The following is a 24,148-nucleotide window of genomic DNA, read 5'->3' on the forward strand; positions in this document are numbered from 1 at the left end:
CGACTTGCCCGCGAAGGCGTCTTTGCAATCAACGCACCTATTGAATCTGTATGATCACACCTCAGGCACACCCTTCTCCCACGCCGACCAGTTCCTGATGATCGCCTGCACCAAGGGGTTGCCGGTGCGGAACAGGTTTTCCAGCGCCGGATCGGCCGTTGGCCATGGCCGCTCTGCTAGAATCGGCCATCCTGACTTCAAGAGGTACACCTATGAGCGAGCCGATTCGCCTGACCCAGTACAGCCACGGTGCGGGTTGCGGCTGCAAGATATCGCCCAAGGTGCTGGAGGTGATTCTGGCCGGCAGTGGTGCGCAGAATCTCGACCCCAAACTCTGGGTGGGTAATGCTTCCCGTGATGATGCGGCGGTGTATGCCATCGACGAAGAGCGCGGTGTGGTATCGACCACCGATTTCTTCATGCCGATTGTCGATGATCCGTTCGATTTCGGGCGCATTGCCGCCACCAACGCCATCAGCGACATCTACGCCATGGGTGGTGATCCCTTGATGGCGATTGCGATCCTTGGCTGGCCGGTCAACGTGCTGGCGCCGGAGATCGCCCGGGAAGTGATTCGCGGCGGGCGTTCGGTGTGCGACGAGGCGGGAATTCCGTTGGCCGGCGGGCATTCGATCGATGCTCCGGAGCCGATCTTCGGGCTGGCCGTTACCGGTCTGGTGGAAAAACGCCATATGAAGCGCAACGACACCGCGACCGCTGGTTGCCTGCTGTATCTGACCAAGCCCCTGGGCATCGGCATCCTTACCACGGCAGAGAAAAAGGGCAAGCTGCGTGACGCCGATGTCGGTCTGGCTCGCGACTGGATGTGCACCCTGAACAAGCCCGGCAGCCGCTTTGGCAAGCTGGCGGGCGTGACGGCGATGACCGATGTCACCGGTTTTGGTCTGCTTGGGCACCTGGTGGAAATGGCCGACGGCAGTGGCGTGACCGCGCGCATCGAATATGCGCGTGTGCCGCGCCTGCCTGGCGTGGAGTACTACCTCGATCAAGGTTGTGTTCCGGGCGGGACCCTGCGCAACTTTGACAGCTATGCCGACAAGATCGGTCGTCTTCAAGAGTTGCACAAGCGGGTCCTCTGCGATCCGCAGACCAGCGGTGGCTTGCTGGTCGCCGTGACTCCCGAGGGCAACGCGCAGTTTCTGGCGGTCGCCGCCGAGCTGGGGCTAGCGCTCGAACCGATCGGTGAACTGGTTGAACGACAGACTAACGCGGTAGAGGTGTTTTGATGCCCATCGACATCACCGACTACCGCGACATTTTCCTCAACGACCGGCCGATGATGGATACCCGTGCGCCGGTCGAGTTCTCCAAGGGCGCCTTTCCCGGGGTGATCAACCTGCCGCTGATGACCGACAGCGAGCGGCAACGGATCGGCACTTGCTACAAGCAGCAAGGTCAGCAAGCTGCGATCGACCTGGGCCATCAGTTAGTGTCTGGCGACATCAAAGCCGAACGTATCCAGGCCTGGGCTGATTTTACCCAGGCCAATCCCGATGGGTGTTTGTATTGCTTTCGCGGTGGCTTGCGCTCGCAGATCGTCCAGCAGTGGCTCAAGGACGAGGCCGGGATCGATTATCCGCGAGTCGGTGGCGGCTACAAGGCAATGCGCACCTTCCTGCTGGAAACGGTCGATCAAGCGGTCGCGCAGTGCGATTTCGTCTTGCTCGGTGGCATGACCGGAACCGGCAAAACCGAGGTGCTGACTCAGCTGAGCAACGGCCTGGACCTGGAAGGCCACGCCAATCACCGCGGCTCCAGTTTCGGCAAGCGCGCAACGGGCCAACCGACGAACATCGATTTTGAGAACCGCCTGGCCGTGGATGTGCTGAAGAAGCGCGCCAGAGGTATCGAGCAATTTGTGCTGGAAGATGAGAGTCGCATGGTTGGCAGCTGCGCCTTGCCGCTGCCGCTTTATCAGGGCATGCAGCGCTTCCCCATGGTCTGGCTCGAAGACAGCCTGCAAGGGCGGGTCGAGCGCATCCTGGGTGATTACGTGGTTGACCTGTGTGCGGAGTTTATTGCGGTGCATGGCGAGCAAGGCTTTGCACTCTTTTGCGAGCGAATGCTGGCGAGTTTGAACAATATTCACAAACGCCTGGGGGGCGAGCGTCATCAGCGGATGCTGGCACTCATGGAAGCGGCATTGGCGGAGCAGGCGTGCAGTGGGGCGGTGGATCAGCACTGTGCCTGGATCGAAGGGTTGCTGAGTGAGTACTACGACCCGATGTACGCCTTCCAGCGTGAGAGCAAAGGTGAACGCATCGAGTTCGCGGGAGAGCGGGCCGCCGTGCTCGAGTATCTGCGCGAGCGCGGCAGGTGAACTGCGCTGGCTGTAAGTCCGGCGATTGAATGCGGGTAGGTGTGGGGGGCTTCCGATCCCATCGCGAGCAAGCTCGCTCCCACATTAGATCCGCGGCGCACACAAAATGTGTGTCTGATGCGGTCAAGTGTGGGAGCGAGCTTGCTCGCGATTGGCCCTGGAGCGCACCGCAATCATCGCGCTCAACCCTGTATGCCGTTGACCCTGTTGAGCCCACTGCATGTGGGCTGCTACCGAATGTTTATGTCGGACAATCTTCCTGCCCGTTATCCAGCCCCTGCTTGTAGCTGTGGCTAAGCAAGGTTGCCTTGCCGTTATGCCAGGTCAGTGTCAGCACAAACAGCGAGTCGAAATCGCCGGACTCCCAGTCATCGGTGATGGTGCGCTTCTCGCCGACGGCTTCCTGCGCGACTTTGTTGATCAGTTCGGGCAGGTAGCCGTGGGACCAGGCGGTATAGATGATCGAATTGTGGTACTTGTCATGCAGCAATTCGTCAGCCAGCGCACTGGTGTCGTTGGCCGAGAATTTGATGTTCACCGGCAAGCCGAGTTTTATCGCGCTGGGATTGATTGTCATCAACGGTCGGATATAGCTATAAGAGTTGTCCAGTTCGCCTTCCTCGACATTACGCGTCGGGTTGGCGGCAAACACATAATTGGCCTTGCCGAACTTTTCCGGCAGCAGCGTTGCCAGATTGATGGCACGGTTCAAACCTTGGCAATTCAACTGCCCGAGGCCGCCGGCGGGTTTTTCCGCATGGCGCAGGAACACCAGGGTCTGGGTTCCGTCAGCCGGTTGCGCACGGGTTTCGCTGGCCTCGAGTGCCAGGAACAACGCGCCGGCCACCAGCAGCGCAGACAATAAAGTATAGGGGCGCTGTTTCAGGTGTTTAGCGATATTCCGTGGGATCTTCATTGGATAGTTGATCTTCAGCGTGTTCGATTAAGGCTGACAAACCTGTCCACCGCAAGCTCCCGGCCGCGTGCGGTTCTCCCTGTCATTAACGGTCGGTGGGTTGCCGTGTCCTTCTCAGAGTCCCTTGAGGCCCGTTGGTTCATCCTCGCCACTTGACGGTACTTTATCCGGACCGGAGGAGGCTTGGTGAGGAGGTTAGCGACACCATGTTTCGGAATTAAGAAGCCCCGGCAAAAGCTGCGTTTATAATCAGCCCCGCCGTGGCACCCAAGCGCGTGCCCAATCCTCGAACAGCACTGTCATTGGACGTTCACCATGACCGATCTTTCTGCTTTCCCCATCACCCGAAAATGGCCTGCCCAGTACCCTGAGTGGATTCAGCTCTATTCCTTGCCGACCCCAAATGGCGTCAAGGTATCGATCATGCTCGAAGAAATCGGTCTGCCTTACGAGCCTCACCGTGTGGGTTTTGACACCAGCGATCAACGGTCTCCCGAGTTCCTGTCGCTCAACCCCAATAACAAAATCCCGGCGATCATCGATCCCCATGGCCCCGGCGACCAACCGCTGGCACTGTTCGAGTCCGGGGCGATTCTGATCTACCTTGCCGACAAGAGCGGGCAACTCCTGGCGCAAGAGTCGGCAGCGCGCTACGAGACGATCCAGTGGCTGATGTTTCAGATGTCGGGTATCGGTCCGATGTTCGGCCAGGTCGGTTTCTTCAGTAAATTCGCCGGCAAGGACTTTGAAGACAAACGCCCTCGTGACCGTTATATCGCAGAGGCCAAGCGTTTGCTTAATGTACTTGACGAGCGGCTGGCTGGCCGCAACTGGATCATGGGCGAGCGCTACACCATCGCCGACATCGCGACGTTCCCGTGGGTGCGCAATTTGATCGGGTTTTATGAGGCCGGGGATCTGGTGGGCATCAAGGACTATCCCAACGTCTTGCGGGTGCTGGAGCGCTTCGTAGCACGGCCGGCGGTTGTGCGCGGTCTCGAAATTCCCAAGTAATTTTCATCATGACCAGGATGGACAATGAGTCAATTCGATTTCAAGCAAGTGGACGTCTTCAGTCGCACACCGCTCAAAGGTAATCCACTGGCCGTGGTGCTCGGCGCGGACGAGCTGAGTGACGAGCGCATGGCCGCCTTCGCGACCTGGACCAACCTGAGTGAGACCACCTTCGTGCTCGAACCGCGTGATCCACGGGCCGACTATCGCGTGCGAATTTTCACCACCTTGCAAGAGCTGCCCTTCGCCGGTCATCCGACCCTCGGGACCTGTCATGCCTGGCTTGAGGCCGGCGGTATTGCCAAGGGTGAAGAGATCATTCAGGAATGCGCTGTCGGTCTGGTGCGGATCCGCCGACAGGGTGGCGATCTCGCTTTTCTCGCACCGCCGTTGCTGAGATCCGGTCCCGTGGACGCTGATCTGGTGGAGCGTGTTCGTCTTGGGCTGGGTGTGGAAGCGGGAACGATTACTGCTGCGCAGTGGGTCGACAACGGTGCCGGCTGGCTGGTGCTAATGCTCGCTGATCGTGCCCAGGTGATGGCCTTGCAACCCGATTACGCGCAACTGCGCGGGCTGGCGGTGGGCGTTATTGCACCCTGCTGCCCGGAGCGGGACGACACCGATGCGCAGTTTGAAGTACGCGCATTCATCTCCGGCGACGGCGCGCCTGAAGACCCGGCCACCGGCAGTCTGAATGCCGGCGTCGCACAATGGCTATTGAGCGAAGGCCTGGCACCTGCGTCTTACGTGGTGAGTCAGGGCCTGACCATGGGCCGTGCCGGGAGAATTCATGTCGAGCAGATCGGCGATGAGATCTGGGTCGGCGGCTCGGCGGTGACCTGTATCGAGGGAAGCTTGAGTCTGTAGAGAGGAGCGATCCAGTGGCCGGCACAATCAATGCGGCCATTGCTCCAACAATATGGAAACGAACTTTTCCGCCGCTGGCGATAACGACGCGCCCCGGCGGTAGACCAGTCCCAGCGTTCGGTTGACCACCGGTTCTATCAGCGGGACGCTCACCAGCGTCGGATGGTCCGCCGCAGGCATTGCCAGGCTGGGCATGGCTGATACCCCCAAACCGGCTTCGACCATGCCCAGAGATGTCGATAAGTGCTGCACCTCGTAAAACCACTGAGGGCGCCAGCTCAGACCCGACAGGGCATGGTCCAGCAGCATCCGGTTCCCGCTTAAACGCCCGACGCCGATCAGGCGGTAAGCACTCAGCTCGGACCAGGTGACGGAGGTTCGTTCAGCCAATTCATGATCGCGGCGGCAGGCCAGTACAAACGGCTCATTGACCAGAGAAACGAACTCGATGTCCGGGTGCTGGCCACTCATCATATTGATGCCAAAATCTGCTTCCCCACGCAGCACCGCTTCCAGCCCTTCGTTGGCGCTGAGATCCAGCAGGCGTATGCGAATTTTCGGATATCGCTCGTTATAGAGACGAATCACCGACGGTAAGAAATAGAACGCGGCGGTAGGAATACAGGCCAGGGTCACCTGGCCGATTTGCCGCTCCGCCAACTCGCGAATGTTCAGGATCGAGTCGTCAAAGTCATCCAGCAGCCGGCGTGCTTTTGGCAGGAAGTCGCGACCGACGCTCGTTAGGCTGACTTTGCGGGTTGTTCTGTCCAGAAGTGTGGTGCCCAAACCTTTCTCGAGTTTTTTTATCCGTCTGCTGAGTGCAGGTTGAGACAGATGCAAGGCATCTGCAGCCTCATGGAAACTGCCGAGTTCGGCGATTTTCACGAAAGATCGGATATCCTGGAGTTCATATTCCATTTTTTATCTCTTCAGAAGAGGACTGCGGACCACGTGGTGAACCTTAATTCTTTCATGCGCGAAACACAATAATAGCTCCGATCTTTGCATTGGAAACACTTTTCAATCCCTGCCACTCTTGTTCCCAAGACATCAATTGCTCCGATTGATTAACAAGAGTCAGTGGCTATGCAACGAATTCCTTGTGTGCTGATGCGCGGTGGTACCTCCAAAGGACCGGTATTTCTGGCTTGGGATCTGCCTGCATCGATCGAAGAACGCGATGAGCTGTTGCTCTGCGTGATGGGCTCCGGCCACGAACTTGAAATCGATGGCATCGGTGGCGGAAGTCCGCAAACCAGCAAGGTCGCAATCGTCAGTCCTTCTTTGCACCCGGATGCCGATGTCGATTATCTCTTCGTGCAGGTCATGGTTTCGCAGCGTCGGGTGGATACCGCCCCGAACTGCGGCAACATGTTGTGTGCGGTAGGGCCTTTCGCAATCGAGCAGGGACTGGTCAAGGCAAGGGGCGATCTGACCCAAGTGCGCATTCGCAATCTCAATACCGGGACCTTCGTCACCTCCGATGTGCAGACGCCCGATGGCAAGGTTAGCTACGAAGGCGAGACCGCCATCGATGGTGTGCCCGGCACAGCGGCGCCGGTTCAACTGACATTCCTCGATGCCGCCGGCAGCAAGACCGGCAAGCTGTTTCCTACCGGGCAGACCCTGGACTGGTTCGATGGTATCCCGGTGACCTGTATCGACATGGCCATGCCGATGCTGATCATCGAGGCCAGTCACCTTGGCAAGCGCGGTGACGAGACGCCGGCCGAGCTGGATGCGGACAAGGATTTCCTTCGCCGCCTGGAGTCGTTGCGCCTGCGTGCCGGTATGGCCATGGGCCTGGGCGACGTCAGCGACAAGGTCATTCCCAAGCCGGTGCTGGTTTCACCGGCCAAGGCCGGGGGCACCGTGCAGGTCCGCTACTTTATGCCGCACAACTGCCATCGTGCGCTGGCGATTACCGGTTCCATCGGTCTGGCAACGGCCTGCGTCAGCGAAGGCAGTGTGGTTGCACGCATGCTGGGCGCGACCACTGAGCCTCGCTTGCGACAGGTTCGGATAGAACACCCCAGTGGCGGAATCGATGTCGTATTGTCCTACACCGGCGCAAACGGTGAGACCATTCGTGCTTCGGTCGTTCGTACAGCACGAAGGCTGTTCTCCGGCTTTGTATACGCACCTGCTTCTCAACGACTCGCTGGGTAATCCTCGTACCGCGCGCAGTCACTGTTCAACTCATAAAAGACCTGCTGCCGGGCGCCGTTCATCGCGTCGCCTGGCGGGCATGGGAGGCATTCGCCCTTATGTCGGTCATGCTATCCATAACAACAAGAGAGATAACTATGCTTGCCTTACTCGGCTTGGCCATGGTGGTTGTGTTCACCTACTTGATCATGACCAAGCGTTTGTCCCCGATCGTTGCCTTGACGATCGTACCCATCGTATTTGCCGTGATTGGCGGTTTTGGCGGCACCACCGGGAAGATGATGCTCGACGGCCTGAAAACGGTCGCACCCTCCGCTGCATTGCTGCTGTTCGCCATTCTGTTCTTCGGCCTGATGATTGACTCCGGGCTGTTTGATCCCTTTATCAGAAAGATCCTCAAGCGGGTCAACGGCGACCCGATGAAAATTGCCGTCGGCACCGCGCTGCTGTCCTTGACCGTGGCCCTGGATGGCGACGGCACCACCACCTACATGATCACCTGCGCGGCAATGCTTCCGCTGTACAAGCGTATTGGCATGAATCCGATGATCCTGGCGACGATTTCCATGCTCTCACTCAGCATCATGAGCGGCATGACGCCTTGGGGCGGTCCGGCTACCCGGGCGATTGCAGCGCTAGGGCTCGATGCCGGGGCGTACTTCATCCCGCTGCTGCCGACCATGATCGGCGGCGCAATATGGGTGGTTTTCACCGCGTTTCTGTTGGGCCGCGCCGAGCGCAAGCGTATTGGTAATACTCAATTGCAGAGCGGTGGCGGGGACTGCTACATCAAAGCGATTCTCGAAGACACGCCGCACAAACGGCCCAAACTGGCTTATGTGAATCTGTTGCTGGTGACCGCGGTCATGATCGCGTTGGTGATGGGGCTGATGCACTCGGCGATCCTGTTCCTGATCGGCTTCGTCCTTGCGCTGCTGATCAACTACCCGCAACTGGACATTCAGAAAGAACGCATCCTCGCTCACTCGGGCAACGCCATGACGGTAGTGCTGCTGGTATTTGCCGCGGGCATCTTCGCCGGCATTTTCTCGGGTACCAAAATGGTCGATGCCCTGGCGCAAACACTGGTCGACTGGATCCCGCCGTCCTGGGGCCATTTGTTTCCGTTGGTGGTGGCGATCACCAGCATGCCCCTGACCTTCGTGCTGTCCAACGATGCCTACTATTTTGGCGTGGTGCCGATCCTGGCCAATGCGGCTGCGGCCTATGGCATCAGCCCGGTGGAGATCGCCCGGGCTTCGATTCTGGGTCAGCCGGTCCATCTGATGAGTCCGCTGGTGGCCTCGACCTTGTTATTGGTCGGCATGGTCGACCGCGACATTGGAGACTTCCAGAAAGCCACCGTCAAATGGGCGGTGCTCACTTCACTGGTGGTTACGGCACTGGCCTTGCTCACTGGCGCGCTGACGTTATTCGCCTGATTTCCTGAAATAAAACCTTTCGATCCAACGCGCCCACAGCGGGTGCGCGGTGATCTGCACCCGCAATAACGCCAACAACCGATAACAACAACGAGTACATCAGCATGACCAAGTTCATGAAGCGTGGGGCTATTCTTCCATTTCTGAGCGTGTTGCCCATGGCAGGCGCCAGCGCTACCGATTTCATCGATGACAGCAAGTTGAAGTTGCAGTTACGCAATGTCTATATCAACGAAAACTTCCGCGATGAACAGGGTTTGAGTGCGCGTTCTGCGAGGACTGCCAAGAGCGAACGTACAGAATGGGCCCAAGGCTTTCTGCTCGACTTTCAATCGGGCTATACACCCGGAACCGTCGGCTTTGGTATCGATACCATGGGCTTGCTCGGAGTCAAGCTAGACTCCGGGCGGGGCCGCAGCGGTACAGGTCTGCTGCCGGTGCATGACGATGGCCGCGCTGCCGACGAATTCGCCAGCGCTGGCTTGACCGCCAAGGCCAAACTGGCCAGGACCACCCTTAAATACGGTACCTTGCTGCCCAAAACACCCGTGCTGATCTACAACGATGCGCGCTTGTTGCCGCAGACGTATGAAGGTGCCCAGATCACCAGCACCGATATCGACAATCTGACCCTCACGGGCGGTCACCTCGATCAATTCAAGTTGCGCGATTCCAGCGACAGTCGCTCGATCGTCCCAGATGGCTACTCAGGCGCCAAGAGTGGCGATTTCAGTTTTGCCGGGGCCGACTACAAGCTTGGCAAGAACATACGCCTCAGCTATTTCTACGGGGAACTGGAAAATTTCTACCGCCAGAACTTCGCCGGTATCCAGCACGATCTGCCCTTGGGCTCCGGCAAACTGACCAGTGACTTGCGTTACTTTCACAGTTCCGATGCCGGGACTGCCGATGGCGGCAAGATCGACAACGACATGCTCAGTGGCCAGCTTTCCTATGCCATCTCCGGCCACACCCTGGGCGCCGGTTATCAAACACTCAGCGGTGACGCTGGCTTGCCCTATATCAGTGGCGCAACCGTCTACTCGTTCAGTAACGTCGGTATCGGCAAGTTCATCGAGGAAGACGAAAAGACCTGGATGCTCAGTTATGGCTATGACTTTGCACCGCTCGGGGTGCCGGGTCTGACGTTCATGACCCGCTATTTGAAAGGCGACGATGGAAAATCGAACTCAAACGTTCACGAGTGGGAGCGCGATGCCGAAGTGGCCTACGTGATTCAACAAGGCACGTTCAAAGGACTGGGCGTGAAGCTGCGCAACTACGTGTACCGCTCGGACTTCTCCCGTGGCCGCGACAGTAATCGGCTGTATTTCACCTACGATATCGCGCTCTGGTAAGGCGGGGTCCCACGCCTGCTCCATAATGATCAAGGCTGAATCCCGCGCTCGCTGAAATAACGCTCGAGAACCTTTGGATCGCTGGACAGTTCAGCGAGCGCCACATAAGTGTCGGGTCGCAGCAGATAGAACGCATTGCGCGCAAGACCGGCCGCTTCAGGGGCCGGTCCCCAGGGAAAAATGTGCAGCGCGATGCCGTGCTCGGCGCACCATGCAACCAGTGGGTCGCTGGCAAGGCCATACACATGGACCTGCCAGGCCATGCTCGACAGGGAGTCGAAGTTGTCGGTATCGCCATCATGCGCCCAGGGCAACCGATCACCACCATGAACGTCACCAGCGCTGCCGACGCTCAGGGCCATTGCTCGATAGTTCAGGGTGATTTGCGAAACCGTGCGGAACATAAACCCGCGTACCGCTGCCAGCGAGGTGGCCTTGGCCAGCAGCACCGGCGCCAGGCGTGTACGCACGATATTGGCAATCGGCCCATTGGCGGAGATGAAGCTGAACACCCGATCGGTGGTTGCCACCAGTCGCCGGGCAAACTCAATTCGCTCGGTTTCATAACTGTCCAGCAGGCTGTCCGAAGCTTTGCCCTTCAGTACGGCAGCGAGTTTCCAGGCGAGATTGATCGCATCGCCAATCCCGGTGTTCATCCCTTGGCCACCGGCGGGGCTGTGGACATGCGCAGCGTCGCCCAGCAGAAACGCTCGTCCGTTGCGAAAGTGCTCCGCCACCCGGTGATGCACGCGATAGGTGGAGAACCAGTTGACCTTGAGCACTTGAACCTTGAGATGCTCCATGGCCCGGCTGCTGACGTCCTCGAACTTGAGTGTTTCCGCGTGTTCAGCGCGCTCGTCTCGTACCGTGCCGATCAACCGGGCACGTCCATGACCCGCATCTGCCAGGGGGAAGACTGCGAGGAAGTCCGCTTCGTCGAGGTCTGCGTGCAGTTCACCGTTGATCGGCGGACCTGCTGCCTCCACATCGGCGACGTAAAAAACCTGCTGGTAGGTGCCACCGGGAAAACCGATATCGAGGGTTTTGCGCACCGTCGAACGGGCACCGTCGCAACCCGCCAGGTAGCTGGTTTCGCAGGTCTCTTCCTGCCCTTGGGCGTTGGCCAGGTGCGCGATGATGTAACCGTCGGCCTCCTCGAAGCTCCTCAGTTCGGTTTCGCGCTCGACCGAAACGCCGAACCTTTCCAGACGTTCGATCAGCAGTTGTTCGTGTTGGTCCTGAGGGTAAATTTCGAGGAAGGAATAGGGCGTCAGGCCCTTGCCGATGGTTTCGAACGGCAGACGCGCAACCTGTTCGCCTTTGACCCAGAGGTTGGCCGCAGGCACTGTGTGACCGCCTTGCACAATGGCGTCTGCGAGGTCGAGCTGACGGTAGAGTTCGAGGGTTCGCGCCTGGACCGCCAGGGCCCGGGATGTCGTGCCCGGCACGGCGGTCTTGTCGAGGATTCGCACCTGGATCCCCAGTTTGCTGAGCCAGAGCGCCAGAACCAGCCCGGTCGGGCCGGCCCCGATGATCAGAACGTCACAGCGCTTCATGTCGTTGCCCTCGGGTAGAGATCAATTCCATGCCGTAGAGTGTGCGCCTATGTTGCGAATTGAGCAGCTTAGCGCTGGGCAAAAGCGAGATTCGCCCCCAGACCCGCAAATGTCGCGGCAAAGCTGCGACGTAACCAGGTCTGCACGCGGGGAGACTCGATCACCGCCTTGCGAAAGAAATTCGCCAGCAGACCGTAAAGCACAAACACCGCAAATGTCATCCCCATGAACACCGCACTCAGGGTCAGCATTTGCAGCGACGGAGCCGGGCCCGTCGGCGTAATGAATTGCGGCAGGAACGCCAGGAAGAAAATCGTCAGTTTCGGATTGAGGATGTTCAACAGACAGGCTTTGACCACCAAGCCGCCAGCGCTGGTAGCGGTCGGTACGTCGTCCACCGCAAAAGCCGATCTATCCCGCCACGTCGCATAAGCCAGGTACAGCAGATACGCCACACCCGCGAACTTCAACCCCTGGAACGCCAGGGCGCTGGTATGCAGAATCGCTGACAAACCAAGCACCGAGGCCAATAGATGCGGAACGATACCGGCGGTACAACCCAGGGCCGCAAAGACACTGGCGCGCTTTCCGGCGGCAAGACCGGTGGAGATAGTGAATACCACCCCGGTGCCAGGAATCAGCACAACGATCAATGAGGTGATGAGGAAGTCCAGGGTGAGCATGAGGATCAAACTCCAGAGTATGAGGTTTGCGGTGGAAAGCATTGATGTCGGTTGGTCAAGAAAAGGTAGCATTGAACGCAGAACCTGTGGCGAGGGAGCTTGCTCCCGTTCGGCTGCGAAGCAGTCGTAAAACCAGCAACCTCGTTCTACCTGACAAAACCGTGTGGCCGATTTTAGGGCCGCTTCGCGCCCCAGCGGGAGCAAGCTCCCTCGCCACAATGCGTTGGCTGGCCCACCGCCAAGACCATGGAATAGATACCCGACATTGAACAGCCGTTCGACTCAACGGTCGATATCCGCGGCGGCTTTGTTCATAGTCGCTCCATTTAGCCCAACGCGACTCGGGGAAACATGCGATCAAATCGATTCATCATGGGGATCGCCACGCTGCTGGTGCTGGCCGGCTGCGGCAGCCAGCGCACCCAGGAGCCACCTGCGCCGCGGCCGGCCGAGGTGAAGGCGAAGATTGTCCGGCTATTGCCGGCGAAGACGGTCGATCGAGAGGGCTGGGCCACCGACATCTACGCGGCGTTCGCGGCGCAAGGCATTGCGCCGACCACGGAAAACCTCTGTTCGGTGCTGGCAGTGGCCGAGCAGGAGTCCACTTTCCAGGTCGATCCGCGGGTGCCGGGGCTGGGAAAAATCGCCCGCGATGAGATCGACCGTCGTGCGGCCAGCGTGCATGTCCCCAGTCTATTGGTGAGTGCCGCTTTGCAGGTTGGCTCGCCCAATGGCAAGAGTTACAGCGAGCGCTTGAGCGCCGCACGTACCGAAAAAGAACTCAGCGCCATTTTCGACGACTTCATCGGCATGGTGCCGATGGGACGCACCCTCTTCGGGAACTTCAATCCGGTGCATACCGGCGGGCCGATGCAAGTCAGCATCGACTTTGCCGAAACCCAGGCACGGGCCTATCCCTATCCAGTGGAGGGCTCGATTCGCCACGAAGTGTTCAGCCGTCGTGGCGGCATGTACTTCGGTATTGCGCATCTGCTGGGTTATCCGGTGAGTTACGCCAAACCGCTGTACCGTTTCGCCGATTTCAATGCCGGTTGGTACGCCAGCCGCAATGCGGCTTTCCAGAACGCCGTCAGTAGCGCTTCGGGGATACCCCTGGCACTCGATGGTGACCTGATTCTCCACGGTTCCATCATGCCCGGGACGACTGAGTTGGCGGTGCGCACCCTGGGTAAGCAATTGAGCATGCGCAACCCGACGATCAGAAGACAGCTGGAGCAGGGTGACAGTCTCGAATTCGAAGACAGCACACTCTACGAACGAGTTTTCGCCCTGGCTGAAAAGGCCGAAGGCAAGCCACTGCCACGGGCAGTGCTGCCGGGTATCCTGCTGAAAAGCCCGAAAATCACCCGCAAACTCACCACCGCCTGGTTCGCCAAACGGGTCGACGAACGTCATCAGCGCTGCATGAAAAGGGCTTCGGGACGTTGACAGTGATGAACCGTTTATAAGGTCTTGAATAGCAACGTCTACCTATATCAGTCAGAACGCCCCAACTACCGCATCGGGCGTTTTGTATTTTAGGGATAGATATGTCCGTTCTTCGTTGTAGACCAGCATCGACTCGTCCACCAATTTCGTCGCAGCTGCTCAATCCTTTTGGCGATGCAGTACGCCGTCTTCGAAATCCAATTAACTCGATGTGCGATAGCGTCCCGGTAACATGATAACCGTTAGTCAATGTGCATTTGATGCCATGTTGTTTGGTATGAAACAGGAAATGCAGCTTCAGCGCGCCCAATCATTGCCTAATGAATTCGCTGTCCTGCACAGAGCATAGTGTGCTCGGAACTGGATGCGGCATATGAGATAGGCATGCGTAGTACATTAATGCCTCGACGTAAAGATAATTTATTGCATAATCAATGGGTTGGTTATTTGTAGGAATTTCCCTTCGAGAAAAGAGTGATTTTCCTACGATTAAGTCTGAACTTTCATACTTTTCACGAGTTGATTTTCTGTGTTGCGCTGTTAGTCTTCCGATTGAGCGAAGGTCAATTGCTTACGCCAAAATTGCACGGTGTTAATTTAATTTTATCGTTATATGGCATTGTGGCTTTTCAAAGGTTAATAGGTGAGGTGAAAAAATGAGCGATATTATTCTGGAAGACACTACCTTGCGTGATGGAGAGCAATCACCAGGAGTGGCGTTTTCCAAACAAAGGAAAATTGCTATATTTTCATCCTTGATTGAGGCGGGAGTAAAATGGTTGGAAATTGGTATTCCGGCTATGGGGGGTGATGAGCTAAATACGATACAAACTTTGCTTGAGCGTAAAAGTGAGGGAGTATTGGTCGCGTGGAATCGAGGAGTAAAAAATGATGTTGTTCAGTCTTTAGAGCTTGGCTTTGAAGCTGTTCATATAGGTCTTCCTACCTCTAATCTGCACCTGAGCGATAACTTAAAAAAAGATAGATCCTGGCTATTAAGAACATCGGCTGATCTTATTAAGCTAGCGAAAGACAGTGGCGCTTTTGTTTCAATCAGCGCTGAAGATGTAGGTCGTTCAGAGCTTGGTTTTGTTGAGGAGTATGCCTCGCATGTCGCCGAAGCAGGGGCAGATAGAATTCGTCTTTCAGACACTGTTGGGATACTAACGCCCGAACAGTACGGTAAAATTGTAAGTAGTGTAAAGCGGGTATCAGGTATTGCCGTACAATGTCATGCGCATAATGATTTTGGTCTTGCTACGGCCAATACATTGGCTGGTATTCAGGCAGGAGCTACATTTTTCCATGCAACAGTAAATGGAATCGGTGAGCGCGCGGGTATGCCTGATCTCGCGCAATGCGTACTGGCTTTAAAAGTTTTATATGGTATCGATCTAGGTGTTGATACAACCAAGCTTATATCCTTGAGCCATATTGTTGCAGAGGCTACCCACGTGCAGTGCTCTCCATGGCAGCCTATAGTAGGAAAAAATGTATTTGCTCACGAATCGGGCATCCATGCGAATGGTATATTAAAAAATAGTGCTAGTTTTGAGCCGTTTTTACCGGAACTCGTCGGTGGTATTCGCCGCATTGTCGTCGGAAAACACTCGGGGCGTTCTGCAATTGAGTATGTTCTTCAGACTTTGGGAGTTGAGTCAACAGAGAGTGAGTTGAGCGAATATCTGAGTTTGACGCGTGCGCTGTCCATGAAAAACGAAAAGGGATTAAGTAATGAGGAGTTGTTAGGTGTTGTAGCTGTCGTTAAGGGTGAAGTCTTTTTCAACCAATAATCTATAAATTAGGGGTGAGCTATGTTGGTAGATACCCATGTCCACTTATTGGCATCAAAAACATCGAGGCCTGATTGGAGTGAAATAGCCTATACATTATATGTGGCGAAAGAAAAAAATATTGATGTTCTATGTTTAACAGAGCATAGAGACGCTGTTGGGTTTGAAGAGCTTTACCTAGAGGTGTTCAGTGAAAATAGATTTGGCGGAAATGTCGAGCCAAATGGAACAATAAAACTAGCATCTGGAGTTGTTGTTAGTCCCGGGGCAGAAGTCTCCTTGGTTGGAGATGGTGATATAGGTGTGCACACAGATCTAGACACGGTGATGAGTTTGGATCGGAGAAAAAATGTATATACTCCGGCCGAGGTTCTGAAATTACTTGATGATAGCGGTAGTCATTATGTTTCTGTGGCACATCATCTGTTACTTCATGGGAAGTGGTGGCAGGATTTCGAACAGGTCATAGATCGTATTGACGCGATTGAAGTGCCAGGGAAACAGTCGGCTTCTATGAGTGATTATTTAAAGCTTGCGAGTAAATATTCAAAAGGCCAGCTATGTGGTAGCGATGCTCATACATGGGTTCAATTAGGTGCTGGGCTGACATTGATTGAAGAAAGTAAAATGAGGTTTGACGGTGGTGCATTTTTTGATGTTGTAGAACTAAAAAAACTTATTGTTAAAGGCGAAACTGTTTCATGCATAAGCGATGCGGCTAATGAGTTAATGAGGATATCTAAGCTTTACAAGGAAAAATTTACTTGGATGAATTCAGGAGAATGCGTATGAGTATTAAAATCGGATGTTCGAAAATTGAAGAATTGGCCGTCAGTAGGAAGATGTCTATCGAAGAGGTTTTAAGTGCGATAAATGCGGAGTGTGCAGAATATATTGAGATTGATTCTATTGAAGAACTACAAAAACTGGCAGATATTTTAATAATGCCCTTGTCCGAGGTTCTACACGGCTTGGGCAGCGACCTAACAAAAGGAGTGAAGATTTTCAGACGCGATGAGGGTTTTTGCAAGGTCAATAGTAGAGGCGGAAACACATATTATACATATCAGCATCTCGCCACTTCAAACACTGCTCCAGAGTTAATGGCGTTGAAGGTTATTTTGCATTGTCGTTGTCCCGAAAATATTGTCCTGAATGAAGGGCATTCGTCTAGAGAAGTTGTTTATGTGCTAAGAGGAATTGTGCGGGTGGACTGGGGGGGCAATGCCGTGTTGGGTAGGCAAACTGAAACGCTAGGTGCAGGAGACTCGATTTATATAAGTCCAAATGTACCGCACAGTTTTATAGCACTTGAGGATGATTCAGAAATACTTGCATTTAACTACAATTTATCTTGAGTTTGGGCGTTTTTTCAATGGGGTGGCATCATGATCAATGTCTCGGTGATAGGTGTCGGAGTTTTGGGTGAGGCATTAATTACACGTATGTTGAACTGTGGGTTTAATGTCTCTGCGTATAATCGAACTAAGCATAAGCTGACAAAATTGGTGTTGATGGGGGCTAAGCCAATTGATGATCTTGATAAGGCTTTTGTTAGAGAGAGAAAGGTGTGGATTTTATGCTTGCGAGATGAGGCAAGTATTCGCCAGGTTTTTTCAAGTGAGAAAATAGTTGCGGCATTAAAGCTTCATGAATTTTTAATAATTAATACAAGCACAATCGGGCCGAATGCTTCCGCAAGACTGGATACGTTTTTCAGGGAGTTTGACATAGACTATGTTGAGTTGCCGGTCTCTGGCGGGGCTGAAGGTGCACTTTCAGGAGGGCTTGTTGGTTACGTTGGTCAAAGCCCGAAATACTCGAAGTCGGAGTTTGATGTCGTTTTAAAAACTTTGCTACGAAGCTATTGCTTAATGCAGTCTAATCAGGCTGCTCAAGCGATGAAAGTTATTAATAATTATTGTGAGGCGATAAATTTGATAGTCGCTGCAGAGGCACTTCTACTGGCAGAGACTTATGGGGTCGAGAAGGAGGTAATTGGAAGGTCGTTAGGTTTAGGCAGAGGACGATCTGTGTATCTTGAACTGTTGCTCGAAAGGTATATGCGCATGGAGCGTAGCATTACAGTTCCATTAGACATAAGGATAAAAGATCTTGAGCTTTCTGGTGAACTGTTTTGTGAACTCAAGATAAAAAGCAATTTTTATGAAAGTGCGCTTGACGTCTACAAACAAACCTTGTGTTCTAGCGCCTTGGCTCTAGATCAAACGGAATGTTTTGCTTATATGTCTAATAATGCGCGAATGAGGTGTTAAGTGAAGCGTTTTTGTTCGCTGTTTAATGATGATAATAAGCTATACGAGTTTTGTGCTGTACCAAGCTCGGAGGATAGTGGGAATGCGGTGGTAGACGAGGTGTGGTCATCTAGTTCTGCTGCACCGATCGTCAGTCAGGCCCCACAAATTTTTTATGGTAGTGTTTTTCCTGATAAAAAAGGTCGTATGAATCATCATGGTGGAAGTGCAAAAGGACCAATAAGAGCTTACCAGGGGGCTAGTGATTTTTTCTTGGGGTCAGGTGATGAATTAAAGTTTATAGATGATTTGGATCTGGACTTTGAAGCGGAACTGGCAATTATCACTGATGCAGTACCAGCAGGTGTTTCGGTAGTTGAAGCAGAGAATTACATAAAAATACTAACCGCTTGTAATGATTTCACATACAGAAAGCTTGCAAGCACAGATAGAGAATCGGGATTTGGTTTTATCCAGTCAAAGCCATTAACCAGTTTTTGCAGGTTTGGTGTATTGCCCAATGCGAATAAGGCGATGTGGAATAATGGAATGCCGATTCTTGAATTGGAGGTCGCCATCAATGACGAGATTTTTTGCGCTGTTTCAACGGGTGATATGTTGTACGGGTTCCCCGAGCTTGTTGCATACTGCGCTAAGACACGTGATTTGCCGGCTGGAACTATTATTACTTCGGGAGCTATTTCAACATATGGAAGCGATTCGCTAAGTCACGGCTGTATAGCAGAGAAGCGAAGGTGTGTAAAACTTAAAAATAACATCTCTGGTATGGAGTTTTTGAAGGCTGGAGATTTGGTGAAAATTGATTTTTATTTTTTAGATGATGCTGAAGATATATATCCAAAGTCTCTATTCGGGACGCTGGAAAACAGGGTAATGACTCTATGATGTTTAGGAAGGATGCCACTGTATACTTCAGTCTTCTTTTAAGCACGGCAAATATCTTAGGGTCGTCTGGACTGATGGTCTGGATTGACTACACGATACAATATGAGTTAGGGAGTCTGTCGGCATACTATCCTCTGGTAGCTTATCTGCTGGGTTTGTCTTTCGGGTGTTGTATTATAGGCTTAGTGAGTATAAGAAACTCAAAAGTGGTTTCTGATAAGTTATTTTTAATGTTTTTAGTTTCTGCTTTCTGCGTCTGCTTGGCTTTGTCAATTGGTGATGATGTTTTTTATAGTTGGTTTGATTTTTTGTTAAGGTTTCTTTGGGGCGGGGCGAGCGGATGCACTGTTATCTTGGGTAGAGCGATACTTGCGTCTTCAGAGAGAAGCAATAATGCATATAGGAATTTCTCGGTTCTGAGTTTGGCACTCGCTAGCCTTCCTCTAATTATACCAACATTATTTTCAGTTCTAGTCTTGCATCAGAGGCCAGCAGCAGCTCTTTGTGCTTCGTTTGTGTATGCAATAGCTATTGTCATGTTTTTATTAAGTGATGCAAGAGTTAGTGTGGATGATATGTTTTCAGTGGGTAATGGTGGAGCTTCGCGAACAAGTCTGATGAGTTGTATAAATCTTATAATTGCCAATGTTGTATTTTTTCTGACATTGATGCTTGTTCCAATGATAAAAGCTTTGAGTTATCCTGGTTTTTCTATAGTTTATTTATATTTGGTTGTGCTGAGTATATGGGTTGTTATTGGTTGGATAGTTGTAAGGTGTTGTCAGCATATTTCGATGAGATTACGGTTGGTGATAGGTTTTTTATTTCAGGTTATAATCTTGGGGTGTTGTCTTTGGATGGTATTTTCGGGTGATTATTTTGTTTTTATTTTTGTAGTGTTTTTGGTTTTTTTATCAAATATGTTGATTCAGCCTGCATTGTTTTTATTGTTGGGTTGGCATTCTAGAAATAAGCTTCTGACCTTTGGCGTTCAGTCTGGTTTATATGTGTTGGTTGTGTGTTTTATATTGATGGTTGCTGTTTTTTTTGTTTTATCTATAAAGGCAATTCTTTCGCTTCTGTCCTGTGTTGTTGCTTTGTCTATAGCGTGCTTTTATTTGTTTGGGGCGGATTCTTATGGGCTTAATGGGTGAGTTTGATTTCTATTGTTAATAAAGGATGCGTGCTATGAAGGATTTAGTATTGGGTAGTATAACTGCTGAAAAGAGGTGTGCTGCTTTAAAGCGGCTGTTGAATTGTAATGATGGGATTCGTGTTATGGAGGTGCATAGCCCATTGTGTGCAATGTTAGTTGAAAAAATTTTTCATATGGAGAAAAAAGGTCGAATCGAATTCGATGCTTTTTGGTCTAGCTCTCTTACTGACTCAACCTTGCTGGGGAAGCCGGATATTGAGTTAGTTGATTTTTCTGATCGATTGTCAAATATATCAGATATTTTTGAGGTGACTACTAAACCGCTGATTTTCGATGCTGATACCGGCGGGATGCCGGAACACCTTGCCTATCATATTCGAGCTGCCGAAAGACTGGGTGTTTCGGCGTTCATTATTGAAGATAAAACAGGGTTGAAAAAGAATTCTTTATTAGGTAATGACGTCCTTCAGTCTCAGGCAGGGGTGGCTGAGTTTTCAAAGAAAATTTCTGTGGTGAAGCAAGCTCAACTGACAGAAGAGTTCTTTTTAATTGCTCGAGTTGAAAGTTTGGTGTTGGAAGCAGGAATGAGTGACGCGATACATCGTGCCTTAGCTTATGTAGAGGCGGGCGCGGATGGAATTATGATTCACAGTCGGGAGACGTCACCGTGCGAAGTTTTAGAGTTTGCTAGCGTATTCAGAAGTTATCACAAAAATATTCCGCTTGTTTGCGTTCCAACTACTTTTAATTGTATACGTTATGATGCTTTAATCGAGAATGGTTTTAATGTCGTGATTTATGCGAATCATTTGCTTCGTGCCGCTTATCCTGCTATGCATTTTGTAGCATCTGAGATATTAAAAAATGGATGCACCGCTGAGGTTGAAAAACATTGTTTGGCAATAAAAGATATTTTGAATCTTATTCCTGGAACACGCTGAATAATTTTCCAAAAAATAGCCCGGCTGATCAGCCGGGCTTTGAGGTTGAGTACCGCGGTAAGGCTATTCATGCATGATTCTGATTCTGAGTCAGACGATCCGAACCACCTTCAGCGACGCGGTTTTCGATCAGACGGTCCGAGCCACCTTCAGCGACGCGGTTTTCGATCAAACGGTCCGAACCACCTTCAGCGACGCGGTTTTCGAGCAAACGATCCGAGCCACCTTCAGCAACGCGGTTTTCGATCAGACGATCCGAACCACCTTCAGCGACGCGATTTTCAATCAGACGATCCGAACCCCCTTCAGCGACGCGGTTTTCGATCAGGCGATCCGAACCACCTTCAGCGACGCGGTTCTCGATCAGGCGATCCGAACCACCTTCAGCGACGCGGTTTTCGATCAGACGGTCCGAACCACCTTCAGCGATGACGGGGTGAACCGAAGAAGCGGCAAAAGCGTTGGCTGCAAGTACCGAGAAAGCGATGCCGAGAATGATTTGGCGTTTCATGGTGGTGTGCTCCGGGGTGTCATAAGTGGGTATGGAGCTGATGTTACGCGACAGGATTTTTATGAGAACTTCATTGGGTCGATGGTGAACATCGACGCGAATGATGGGAGCGGGCAGGGCGACCTGCGCCGGTGTGCGCTAACACAATGCCGGGAATAGCCTTGAGGACGGCAGTGCTGGTTGAACTTTCGATAAGGCACAGATCACTGCGGCTGAAATGTCTGAAGGTAGGCCAACAGGTTTTCGATCTTTTCCGGATCGCTGATACCCCAGAAAATCATCCGGGTTCCGGGTACCACTTCTTTTGGATCTTCGATGTACGCGATCAGCGTTTCGCGGGTCCAGACGACGCCTGACGATTTCAGGGCGGAAGAGTACTGGTAGTCCGTCGTGCTTCCAGCAAGACGCCCAAAAATGGCATTGAGCTGCGGACCAAATGAACCCCGTGCGGATCCTCCTACTTGATGGCAGCCGCCGCATACCCGGGCAAACAGTTTCTCGCCCGCTTCAGCATCGCCGGTCGCCTGTGCGTGCATGCTGAATAATCCTGAGTTGAGCATCAAAGCGAAGGTGAGGACTGCGGTTTTCTTCATGTTCTGCTCCAGATCAGGCTTGAGAGGTGACAGTGACTCAGCTCGCACTCGCTTGAAACTTCTTCCTGTAGGCCGCCGGAAGCAGGCCCACTCGCTGCTGGAAAAGCCTGCGGAATGAGTTGCTGTCTTCGTAACCCACTTTGTAAGTGATGCTGTCCAGGGTCATTCGTGTGGATTCGAGAAGCTGCTTTGCCTTCTCCAAACGTAGCGTTTGCAGGTAGGTCAACGGCGTGTAGCCAGTGGCTTCCTTGAAACGCCTTTTGAAATTCCTGACGCCGAACCCGAATCGCTGGGCCATGTCATTGATCGGCAGAGGCTGATCGAAGTGATCCTCCAGCCAGTTTTGAACTCGCAGGATGTCGCCATCGCCATGGTTCTTCGGTAATGAGCACATGGCATAGACCGATTGCTCGCTGCGCACCTTGTCGACCAGCAAGTATTTGCCACACTTCTGCGCCAGTTCCAGTGAAGCGAACCGGCGGATGAGATGCAGCAAAAGATCCATGGCGGCACTCGCGCCGCCGCAGGTGATCACGCGATTGTCCTCGCAGAGGATCTGCGCCTCCTCCAGACAGACCTCGGTGTATCGGCGACGAAAGAGATCGGCAAATGCCCAGTGCGTGGTTGCACGAAGGCCACTCAACATTCCCGCTTCGGCCAGCATGAACGCCGCCGTACACATTGAAGCCACAACGGCACCCTGCGCGTGCTGTTGACGCAGCCACGGTGCATAACCTGGAAATGCCGGCAAGGCGTCCTTCAGCGTGAAGAGGAACCCCGGGATCAGCACCAGATCGGTTCGCAAGATGTCGGCGATGGACAGGTCCACGTGCAGCGTCTGGCCTCTCCACGCGGCGACATCACCGCCATCCAGAGAGGCGGTAACCACATCAAAAGGCGAGCTGTCGGTGTCCGCGAACAGGTTGGCGGCACTGAGCACCTCCAGCGCCAGGGTGGCGCTGGCGGCAGAACATTGATCCGCCAGTAGCAGGGTGACGTGCATGAAATGATCCAGATTGCGCTTTTCGCATGAAAAAAGTCATTTGTGCACCTACCTTATCCGATTTCTCCCCCCTAAAGTGCACCGGTCATTCAACCCTCGGCGTACTTATGAATCTCTGGTTCCGACTTCTCCTCATGCTGTTTCGTCGCCCGTGGCGCAAGCCCGTTGACGCCTTGGCCACCACCGTCATCCGCATGCGCGTCTGGCCGCTCGATCTCGACCTCAACAGGCACGTCACCAATGGCCGCTATTTCACTCTGGCCGACATAGGCCGCATGGATTTCGTCCTGCGCAGCGGCGCCTACCGAGTGGCCCTGCGCAACAGGGCAGTGCCGATCGTTGGGGATACCTGGGGCAAGTTTCGTCGTGAGCTCAAGGTGTTCGAGTCGTTCGAGATTCACACCCGAATGCTCGGCTGGGACGATAAATGGAGCTTTATGGAACACCGCTTCGTGAGCAAAGGGCGAGTGATCGGCGTCGTTATCATGCGGGGTCTGTTCCGCGCGGCCAAAGGCACGGTTGCACCTGCCGAGATCGTCCGGGAGCTGGGATTGGCTGAACAGTCACCCGAGATGTCGACATGGCTGACAGCCTGGTCGCAAAGCTGCGACGACATGAGCCGCCAGCTTCGAGGGGAAGAAGGTCTGATTGCTCAGTATCCGTCTTGAAGAGAGCCGGCAGTCAGCGATACTCAAGTGGCGGGCGACAACTGCCATGAAGAGGGCGACAACCGTCATGAAGAAGATCGGCTCAAAGGAAGAAGAGGGCGCAGGCTCTGCCTCTCAGCTGGTAGATGCGAGAATCAAGGAGCTGGGCGATTGGCGGGGCGAGACGCTCGCTCGGGTCCGAATGCTCATCCAGCAGGCCGACCCCGAAGTAGTCGAGGAATGGAAGTGGCGGGGGGTTCCGGTGTGGTCGCACGCCGGAATCATCTGCACCGGCGAGACGTACAAGAATGTCGTGAAGATGACCTTCGCCAAGGGCGCTTCGCTGGAGGACCCTTCAGGTCTCTTCAACTCCAGCCTCGAAGGTAACACCCGACGTGCCATTGATTTTCATGAGGGCGACAGGATCGATGAAGAAGCGTTGAAGGCGCTGATTCGCGTCGCGGTGGCTCTTAACACGTCGGTGCGAGCGGTGGCTCGCACCAAACCGGCTGAATGAGCTGCCTCCGAAACCCTGACTCGGTCTTGCC

General features: G+C 53.5%; 25 protein-coding genes. 17 read left to right on the forward strand and 8 right to left on the reverse strand.

Annotation, left to right across the window (positions count from 1 at the left end):
* Positions 1-54 precede the first annotated feature (54 nt).
* Positions 55-201, reverse strand: a complete 147-nt coding sequence (locus tag AC3I0A_RS10500; RefSeq protein WP_489378629.1) for a hypothetical protein — start codon at positions 199-201, stop codon at positions 55-57.
* Between the two features lie 11 nt (positions 202-212).
* Between AC3I0A_RS10500 and selD the strand changes: the two genes are divergently transcribed.
* On the forward strand, positions 213-1,247 hold the full coding sequence (gene selD, locus AC3I0A_RS10505; protein WP_489377685.1) for a selenide, water dikinase SelD: 1,035 nt from the start codon (positions 213-215) through the stop codon (positions 1,245-1,247).
* Positions 1,247-2,341, forward strand: coding sequence for a tRNA 2-selenouridine(34) synthase MnmH (gene mnmH / locus AC3I0A_RS10510; protein ID WP_489377687.1), 1,095 nt, complete (start codon positions 1,247-1,249; stop codon positions 2,339-2,341). Before selD ends, mnmH begins: the two co-directional genes overlap by 1 nt.
* 241 nt (positions 2,342-2,582) lie before the next feature.
* Here mnmH and AC3I0A_RS10515 read toward each other — a convergent pair whose 3' ends face one another.
* Positions 2,583-3,257, reverse strand: coding sequence for a histidine phosphatase family protein (locus AC3I0A_RS10515; protein ID WP_489377688.1), 675 nt, complete (start codon positions 3,255-3,257; stop codon positions 2,583-2,585).
* A gap of 315 nt (positions 3,258-3,572) precedes the next feature.
* On the opposite strand from AC3I0A_RS10515, the gene AC3I0A_RS10520 reads away from it, so the two are divergent.
* Both AC3I0A_RS10520 and AC3I0A_RS10525 read left to right on the forward strand, forming a co-directional pair.
* On the forward strand, positions 3,573-4,271 hold the full coding sequence (locus AC3I0A_RS10520; RefSeq protein ID WP_489377689.1) for a glutathione S-transferase C-terminal domain-containing protein: 699 nt from the start codon (positions 3,573-3,575) through the stop codon (positions 4,269-4,271).
* Between the two features lie 24 nt (positions 4,272-4,295).
* Positions 4,296-5,138 carry a PhzF family phenazine biosynthesis protein gene (locus AC3I0A_RS10525; RefSeq protein WP_489377690.1) on the forward strand — a complete coding sequence of 281 codons (843 nt, stop codon included), beginning with the start codon at positions 4,296-4,298 and terminating at the stop codon, positions 5,136-5,138.
* A 27-nt stretch (positions 5,139-5,165) separates the two neighbouring features.
* On the opposite strand, the gene AC3I0A_RS10530 is transcribed toward AC3I0A_RS10525, so the two are convergent.
* On the reverse strand, positions 5,166-6,056 hold the full coding sequence (locus AC3I0A_RS10530; RefSeq protein ID WP_489377691.1) for a LysR family transcriptional regulator: 891 nt from the start codon (positions 6,054-6,056) through the stop codon (positions 5,166-5,168).
* Between the two features lie 168 nt (positions 6,057-6,224).
* Here AC3I0A_RS10530 and AC3I0A_RS10535 point away from each other — a divergent pair, with 168 nt between their 5' ends.
* The 3 genes from AC3I0A_RS10535 (at position 6,225) to AC3I0A_RS10545 (ending at position 10,107) form a co-directional block, all read left to right on the forward strand.
* The gene (locus AC3I0A_RS10535; RefSeq protein WP_489377692.1) at positions 6,225-7,307 is read left to right on the forward strand and encodes a 4-oxalomesaconate tautomerase; all 1,083 of its coding nucleotides are present in this window, start codon (positions 6,225-6,227) and stop codon (positions 7,305-7,307) included.
* Between the two features lie 137 nt (positions 7,308-7,444).
* On the forward strand, positions 7,445-8,749 hold the full coding sequence (locus AC3I0A_RS10540) for a CitMHS family transporter (RefSeq protein ID WP_489377693.1): 1,305 nt from the start codon (positions 7,445-7,447) through the stop codon (positions 8,747-8,749).
* Positions 8,750-8,853: 104 nt separating this feature from the next.
* Positions 8,854-10,107, forward strand: coding sequence for an OprD family porin (locus tag AC3I0A_RS10545; RefSeq protein ID WP_489377694.1), 1,254 nt, complete (start codon positions 8,854-8,856; stop codon positions 10,105-10,107).
* 29 nt (positions 10,108-10,136) lie between these two features.
* Here the strand turns inward: AC3I0A_RS10545 and AC3I0A_RS10550 are convergent, their stop codons facing one another.
* Both AC3I0A_RS10550 and AC3I0A_RS10555 read right to left on the reverse strand, forming a co-directional pair.
* Complete coding sequence (locus tag AC3I0A_RS10550; protein ID WP_489377695.1) at positions 10,137-11,663, reverse strand: FAD-dependent oxidoreductase; 1,527 nt, start codon at positions 11,661-11,663, stop codon at positions 10,137-10,139.
* Positions 11,664-11,731: 68 nt separating this feature from the next.
* On the reverse strand, positions 11,732-12,346 hold the full coding sequence (locus AC3I0A_RS10555; protein WP_489377696.1) for a LysE family translocator: 615 nt from the start codon (positions 12,344-12,346) through the stop codon (positions 11,732-11,734).
* 351 nt (positions 12,347-12,697) lie between these two features.
* On the opposite strand from AC3I0A_RS10555, the gene AC3I0A_RS10560 reads away from it, so the two are divergent.
* The 8 genes from AC3I0A_RS10560 (at position 12,698) to aepX (ending at position 20,846) form a co-directional block, all read left to right on the forward strand.
* A complete protein-coding gene (locus AC3I0A_RS10560) occupies positions 12,698-13,795 on the forward strand; it encodes a DUF1615 domain-containing protein (protein WP_489377697.1) in 1,098 nt (365 codons plus the stop codon).
* A gap of 656 nt (positions 13,796-14,451) precedes the next feature.
* Complete coding sequence (locus AC3I0A_RS10565) at positions 14,452-15,588, forward strand: homocitrate synthase/isopropylmalate synthase family protein (RefSeq protein ID WP_489377698.1); 1,137 nt, start codon at positions 14,452-14,454, stop codon at positions 15,586-15,588.
* 21 nt (positions 15,589-15,609) lie between these two features.
* Positions 15,610-16,380, forward strand: a complete 771-nt coding sequence (locus AC3I0A_RS10570) for a PHP domain-containing protein (RefSeq protein WP_489377700.1) — start codon at positions 15,610-15,612, stop codon at positions 16,378-16,380.
* Positions 16,377-16,946: a cupin domain-containing protein gene (locus AC3I0A_RS10575; RefSeq protein ID WP_489377702.1), complete on the forward strand. Its 570-nt coding sequence runs from the start codon at positions 16,377-16,379 to the stop codon at positions 16,944-16,946. Before AC3I0A_RS10570 ends, AC3I0A_RS10575 begins: the two co-directional genes overlap by 4 nt.
* Positions 16,947-16,976: 30 nt before the next feature.
* Complete coding sequence (locus tag AC3I0A_RS10580; protein WP_489377703.1) at positions 16,977-17,864, forward strand: NAD(P)-dependent oxidoreductase; 888 nt, start codon at positions 16,977-16,979, stop codon at positions 17,862-17,864.
* The gene (locus AC3I0A_RS10585; RefSeq protein WP_489377704.1) at positions 17,865-18,749 is read left to right on the forward strand and encodes a fumarylacetoacetate hydrolase family protein; all 885 of its coding nucleotides are present in this window, start codon (positions 17,865-17,867) and stop codon (positions 18,747-18,749) included. It abuts the gene before it with no gap.
* A gap of 206 nt (positions 18,750-18,955) precedes the next feature.
* A complete protein-coding gene (locus tag AC3I0A_RS10590; RefSeq protein WP_489377705.1) occupies positions 18,956-19,903 on the forward strand; it encodes a hypothetical protein in 948 nt (315 codons plus the stop codon).
* A 34-nt stretch (positions 19,904-19,937) separates the two neighbouring features.
* The gene (gene aepX / locus AC3I0A_RS10595; RefSeq protein ID WP_489377706.1) at positions 19,938-20,846 is read left to right on the forward strand and encodes a phosphoenolpyruvate mutase; all 909 of its coding nucleotides are present in this window, start codon (positions 19,938-19,940) and stop codon (positions 20,844-20,846) included.
* 67 nt (positions 20,847-20,913) lie between these two features.
* Here aepX and AC3I0A_RS10600 read toward each other — a convergent pair whose 3' ends face one another.
* The 3 genes from AC3I0A_RS10600 to AC3I0A_RS10610 form a co-directional block, all read right to left on the reverse strand.
* Complete coding sequence (locus AC3I0A_RS10600) at positions 20,914-21,357, reverse strand: phage infection protein (RefSeq protein WP_489377707.1); 444 nt, start codon at positions 21,355-21,357, stop codon at positions 20,914-20,916.
* Between the two features lie 203 nt (positions 21,358-21,560).
* The gene (locus AC3I0A_RS10605; protein ID WP_489377709.1) at positions 21,561-21,950 is read right to left on the reverse strand and encodes a c-type cytochrome; all 390 of its coding nucleotides are present in this window, start codon (positions 21,948-21,950) and stop codon (positions 21,561-21,563) included.
* Between the two features lie 37 nt (positions 21,951-21,987).
* On the reverse strand, positions 21,988-22,953 hold the full coding sequence (locus AC3I0A_RS10610) for a GlxA family transcriptional regulator (protein ID WP_489377711.1): 966 nt from the start codon (positions 22,951-22,953) through the stop codon (positions 21,988-21,990).
* 107 nt (positions 22,954-23,060) lie between these two features.
* On the opposite strand from AC3I0A_RS10610, the gene AC3I0A_RS10615 reads away from it, so the two are divergent.
* On the forward strand, positions 23,061-23,621 hold the full coding sequence (locus AC3I0A_RS10615) for a thioesterase family protein (protein ID WP_489377712.1): 561 nt from the start codon (positions 23,061-23,063) through the stop codon (positions 23,619-23,621).
* Positions 23,622-23,688: 67 nt separating this feature from the next.
* Positions 23,689-24,117, forward strand: coding sequence for a DUF1801 domain-containing protein (locus AC3I0A_RS10620; RefSeq protein WP_489377713.1), 429 nt, complete (start codon positions 23,689-23,691; stop codon positions 24,115-24,117).
* Positions 24,118-24,148 lie beyond the last annotated feature (31 nt).

This window comes from Pseudomonas sp. KH_024_B2 (assembly GCF_057839965.1).

Coding starts and splice junctions, on each gene's coding strand:
- AC3I0A_RS10550 (WP_489377695.1), bottom strand. CDS start 11,663: ATGAAGCGCTGTGACGTTCTGATCATCGGGGCCGGCCCGACCGGGCTG.
- AC3I0A_RS10600 (WP_489377707.1), bottom strand. CDS start 21,357: ATGAAACGCCAAATCATTCTCGGCATCGCTTTCTCGGTACTTGCAGCC.
- AC3I0A_RS10580 (WP_489377703.1), top strand. CDS start 16,977: ATGATCAATGTCTCGGTGATAGGTGTCGGAGTTTTGGGTGAGGCATTA.
- AC3I0A_RS10615 (WP_489377712.1), top strand. CDS start 23,061: ATGAATCTCTGGTTCCGACTTCTCCTCATGCTGTTTCGTCGCCCGTGG.
- AC3I0A_RS10540 (WP_489377693.1), top strand. CDS start 7,445: ATGCTTGCCTTACTCGGCTTGGCCATGGTGGTTGTGTTCACCTACTTG.
- AC3I0A_RS10525 (WP_489377690.1), top strand. CDS start 4,296: ATGAGTCAATTCGATTTCAAGCAAGTGGACGTCTTCAGTCGCACACCG.
- AC3I0A_RS10610 (WP_489377711.1), bottom strand. CDS start 22,953: ATGCACGTCACCCTGCTACTGGCGGATCAATGTTCTGCCGCCAGCGCC.
- AC3I0A_RS10520 (WP_489377689.1), top strand. CDS start 3,573: ATGACCGATCTTTCTGCTTTCCCCATCACCCGAAAATGGCCTGCCCAG.
- AC3I0A_RS10605 (WP_489377709.1), bottom strand. CDS start 21,950: ATGAAGAAAACCGCAGTCCTCACCTTCGCTTTGATGCTCAACTCAGGA.
- AC3I0A_RS10570 (WP_489377700.1), top strand. CDS start 15,610: ATGTTGGTAGATACCCATGTCCACTTATTGGCATCAAAAACATCGAGG.
- AC3I0A_RS10575 (WP_489377702.1), top strand. CDS start 16,377: ATGAGTATTAAAATCGGATGTTCGAAAATTGAAGAATTGGCCGTCAGT.
- AC3I0A_RS10565 (WP_489377698.1), top strand. CDS start 14,452: ATGAGCGATATTATTCTGGAAGACACTACCTTGCGTGATGGAGAGCAA.
- AC3I0A_RS10560 (WP_489377697.1), top strand. CDS start 12,698: ATGCGATCAAATCGATTCATCATGGGGATCGCCACGCTGCTGGTGCTG.
- AC3I0A_RS10620 (WP_489377713.1), top strand. CDS start 23,689: ATGAAGAAGATCGGCTCAAAGGAAGAAGAGGGCGCAGGCTCTGCCTCT.
- AC3I0A_RS10535 (WP_489377692.1), top strand. CDS start 6,225: ATGCAACGAATTCCTTGTGTGCTGATGCGCGGTGGTACCTCCAAAGGA.
- AC3I0A_RS10515 (WP_489377688.1), bottom strand. CDS start 3,257: ATGAAGATCCCACGGAATATCGCTAAACACCTGAAACAGCGCCCCTAT.
- mnmH (WP_489377687.1), top strand. CDS start 1,247: ATGCCCATCGACATCACCGACTACCGCGACATTTTCCTCAACGACCGG.
- aepX (WP_489377706.1), top strand. CDS start 19,938: ATGAAGGATTTAGTATTGGGTAGTATAACTGCTGAAAAGAGGTGTGCT.
- AC3I0A_RS10530 (WP_489377691.1), bottom strand. CDS start 6,056: ATGGAATATGAACTCCAGGATATCCGATCTTTCGTGAAAATCGCCGAA.
- AC3I0A_RS10545 (WP_489377694.1), top strand. CDS start 8,854: ATGACCAAGTTCATGAAGCGTGGGGCTATTCTTCCATTTCTGAGCGTG.
- AC3I0A_RS10555 (WP_489377696.1), bottom strand. CDS start 12,346: ATGCTCACCCTGGACTTCCTCATCACCTCATTGATCGTTGTGCTGATT.
- selD (WP_489377685.1), top strand. CDS start 213: ATGAGCGAGCCGATTCGCCTGACCCAGTACAGCCACGGTGCGGGTTGC.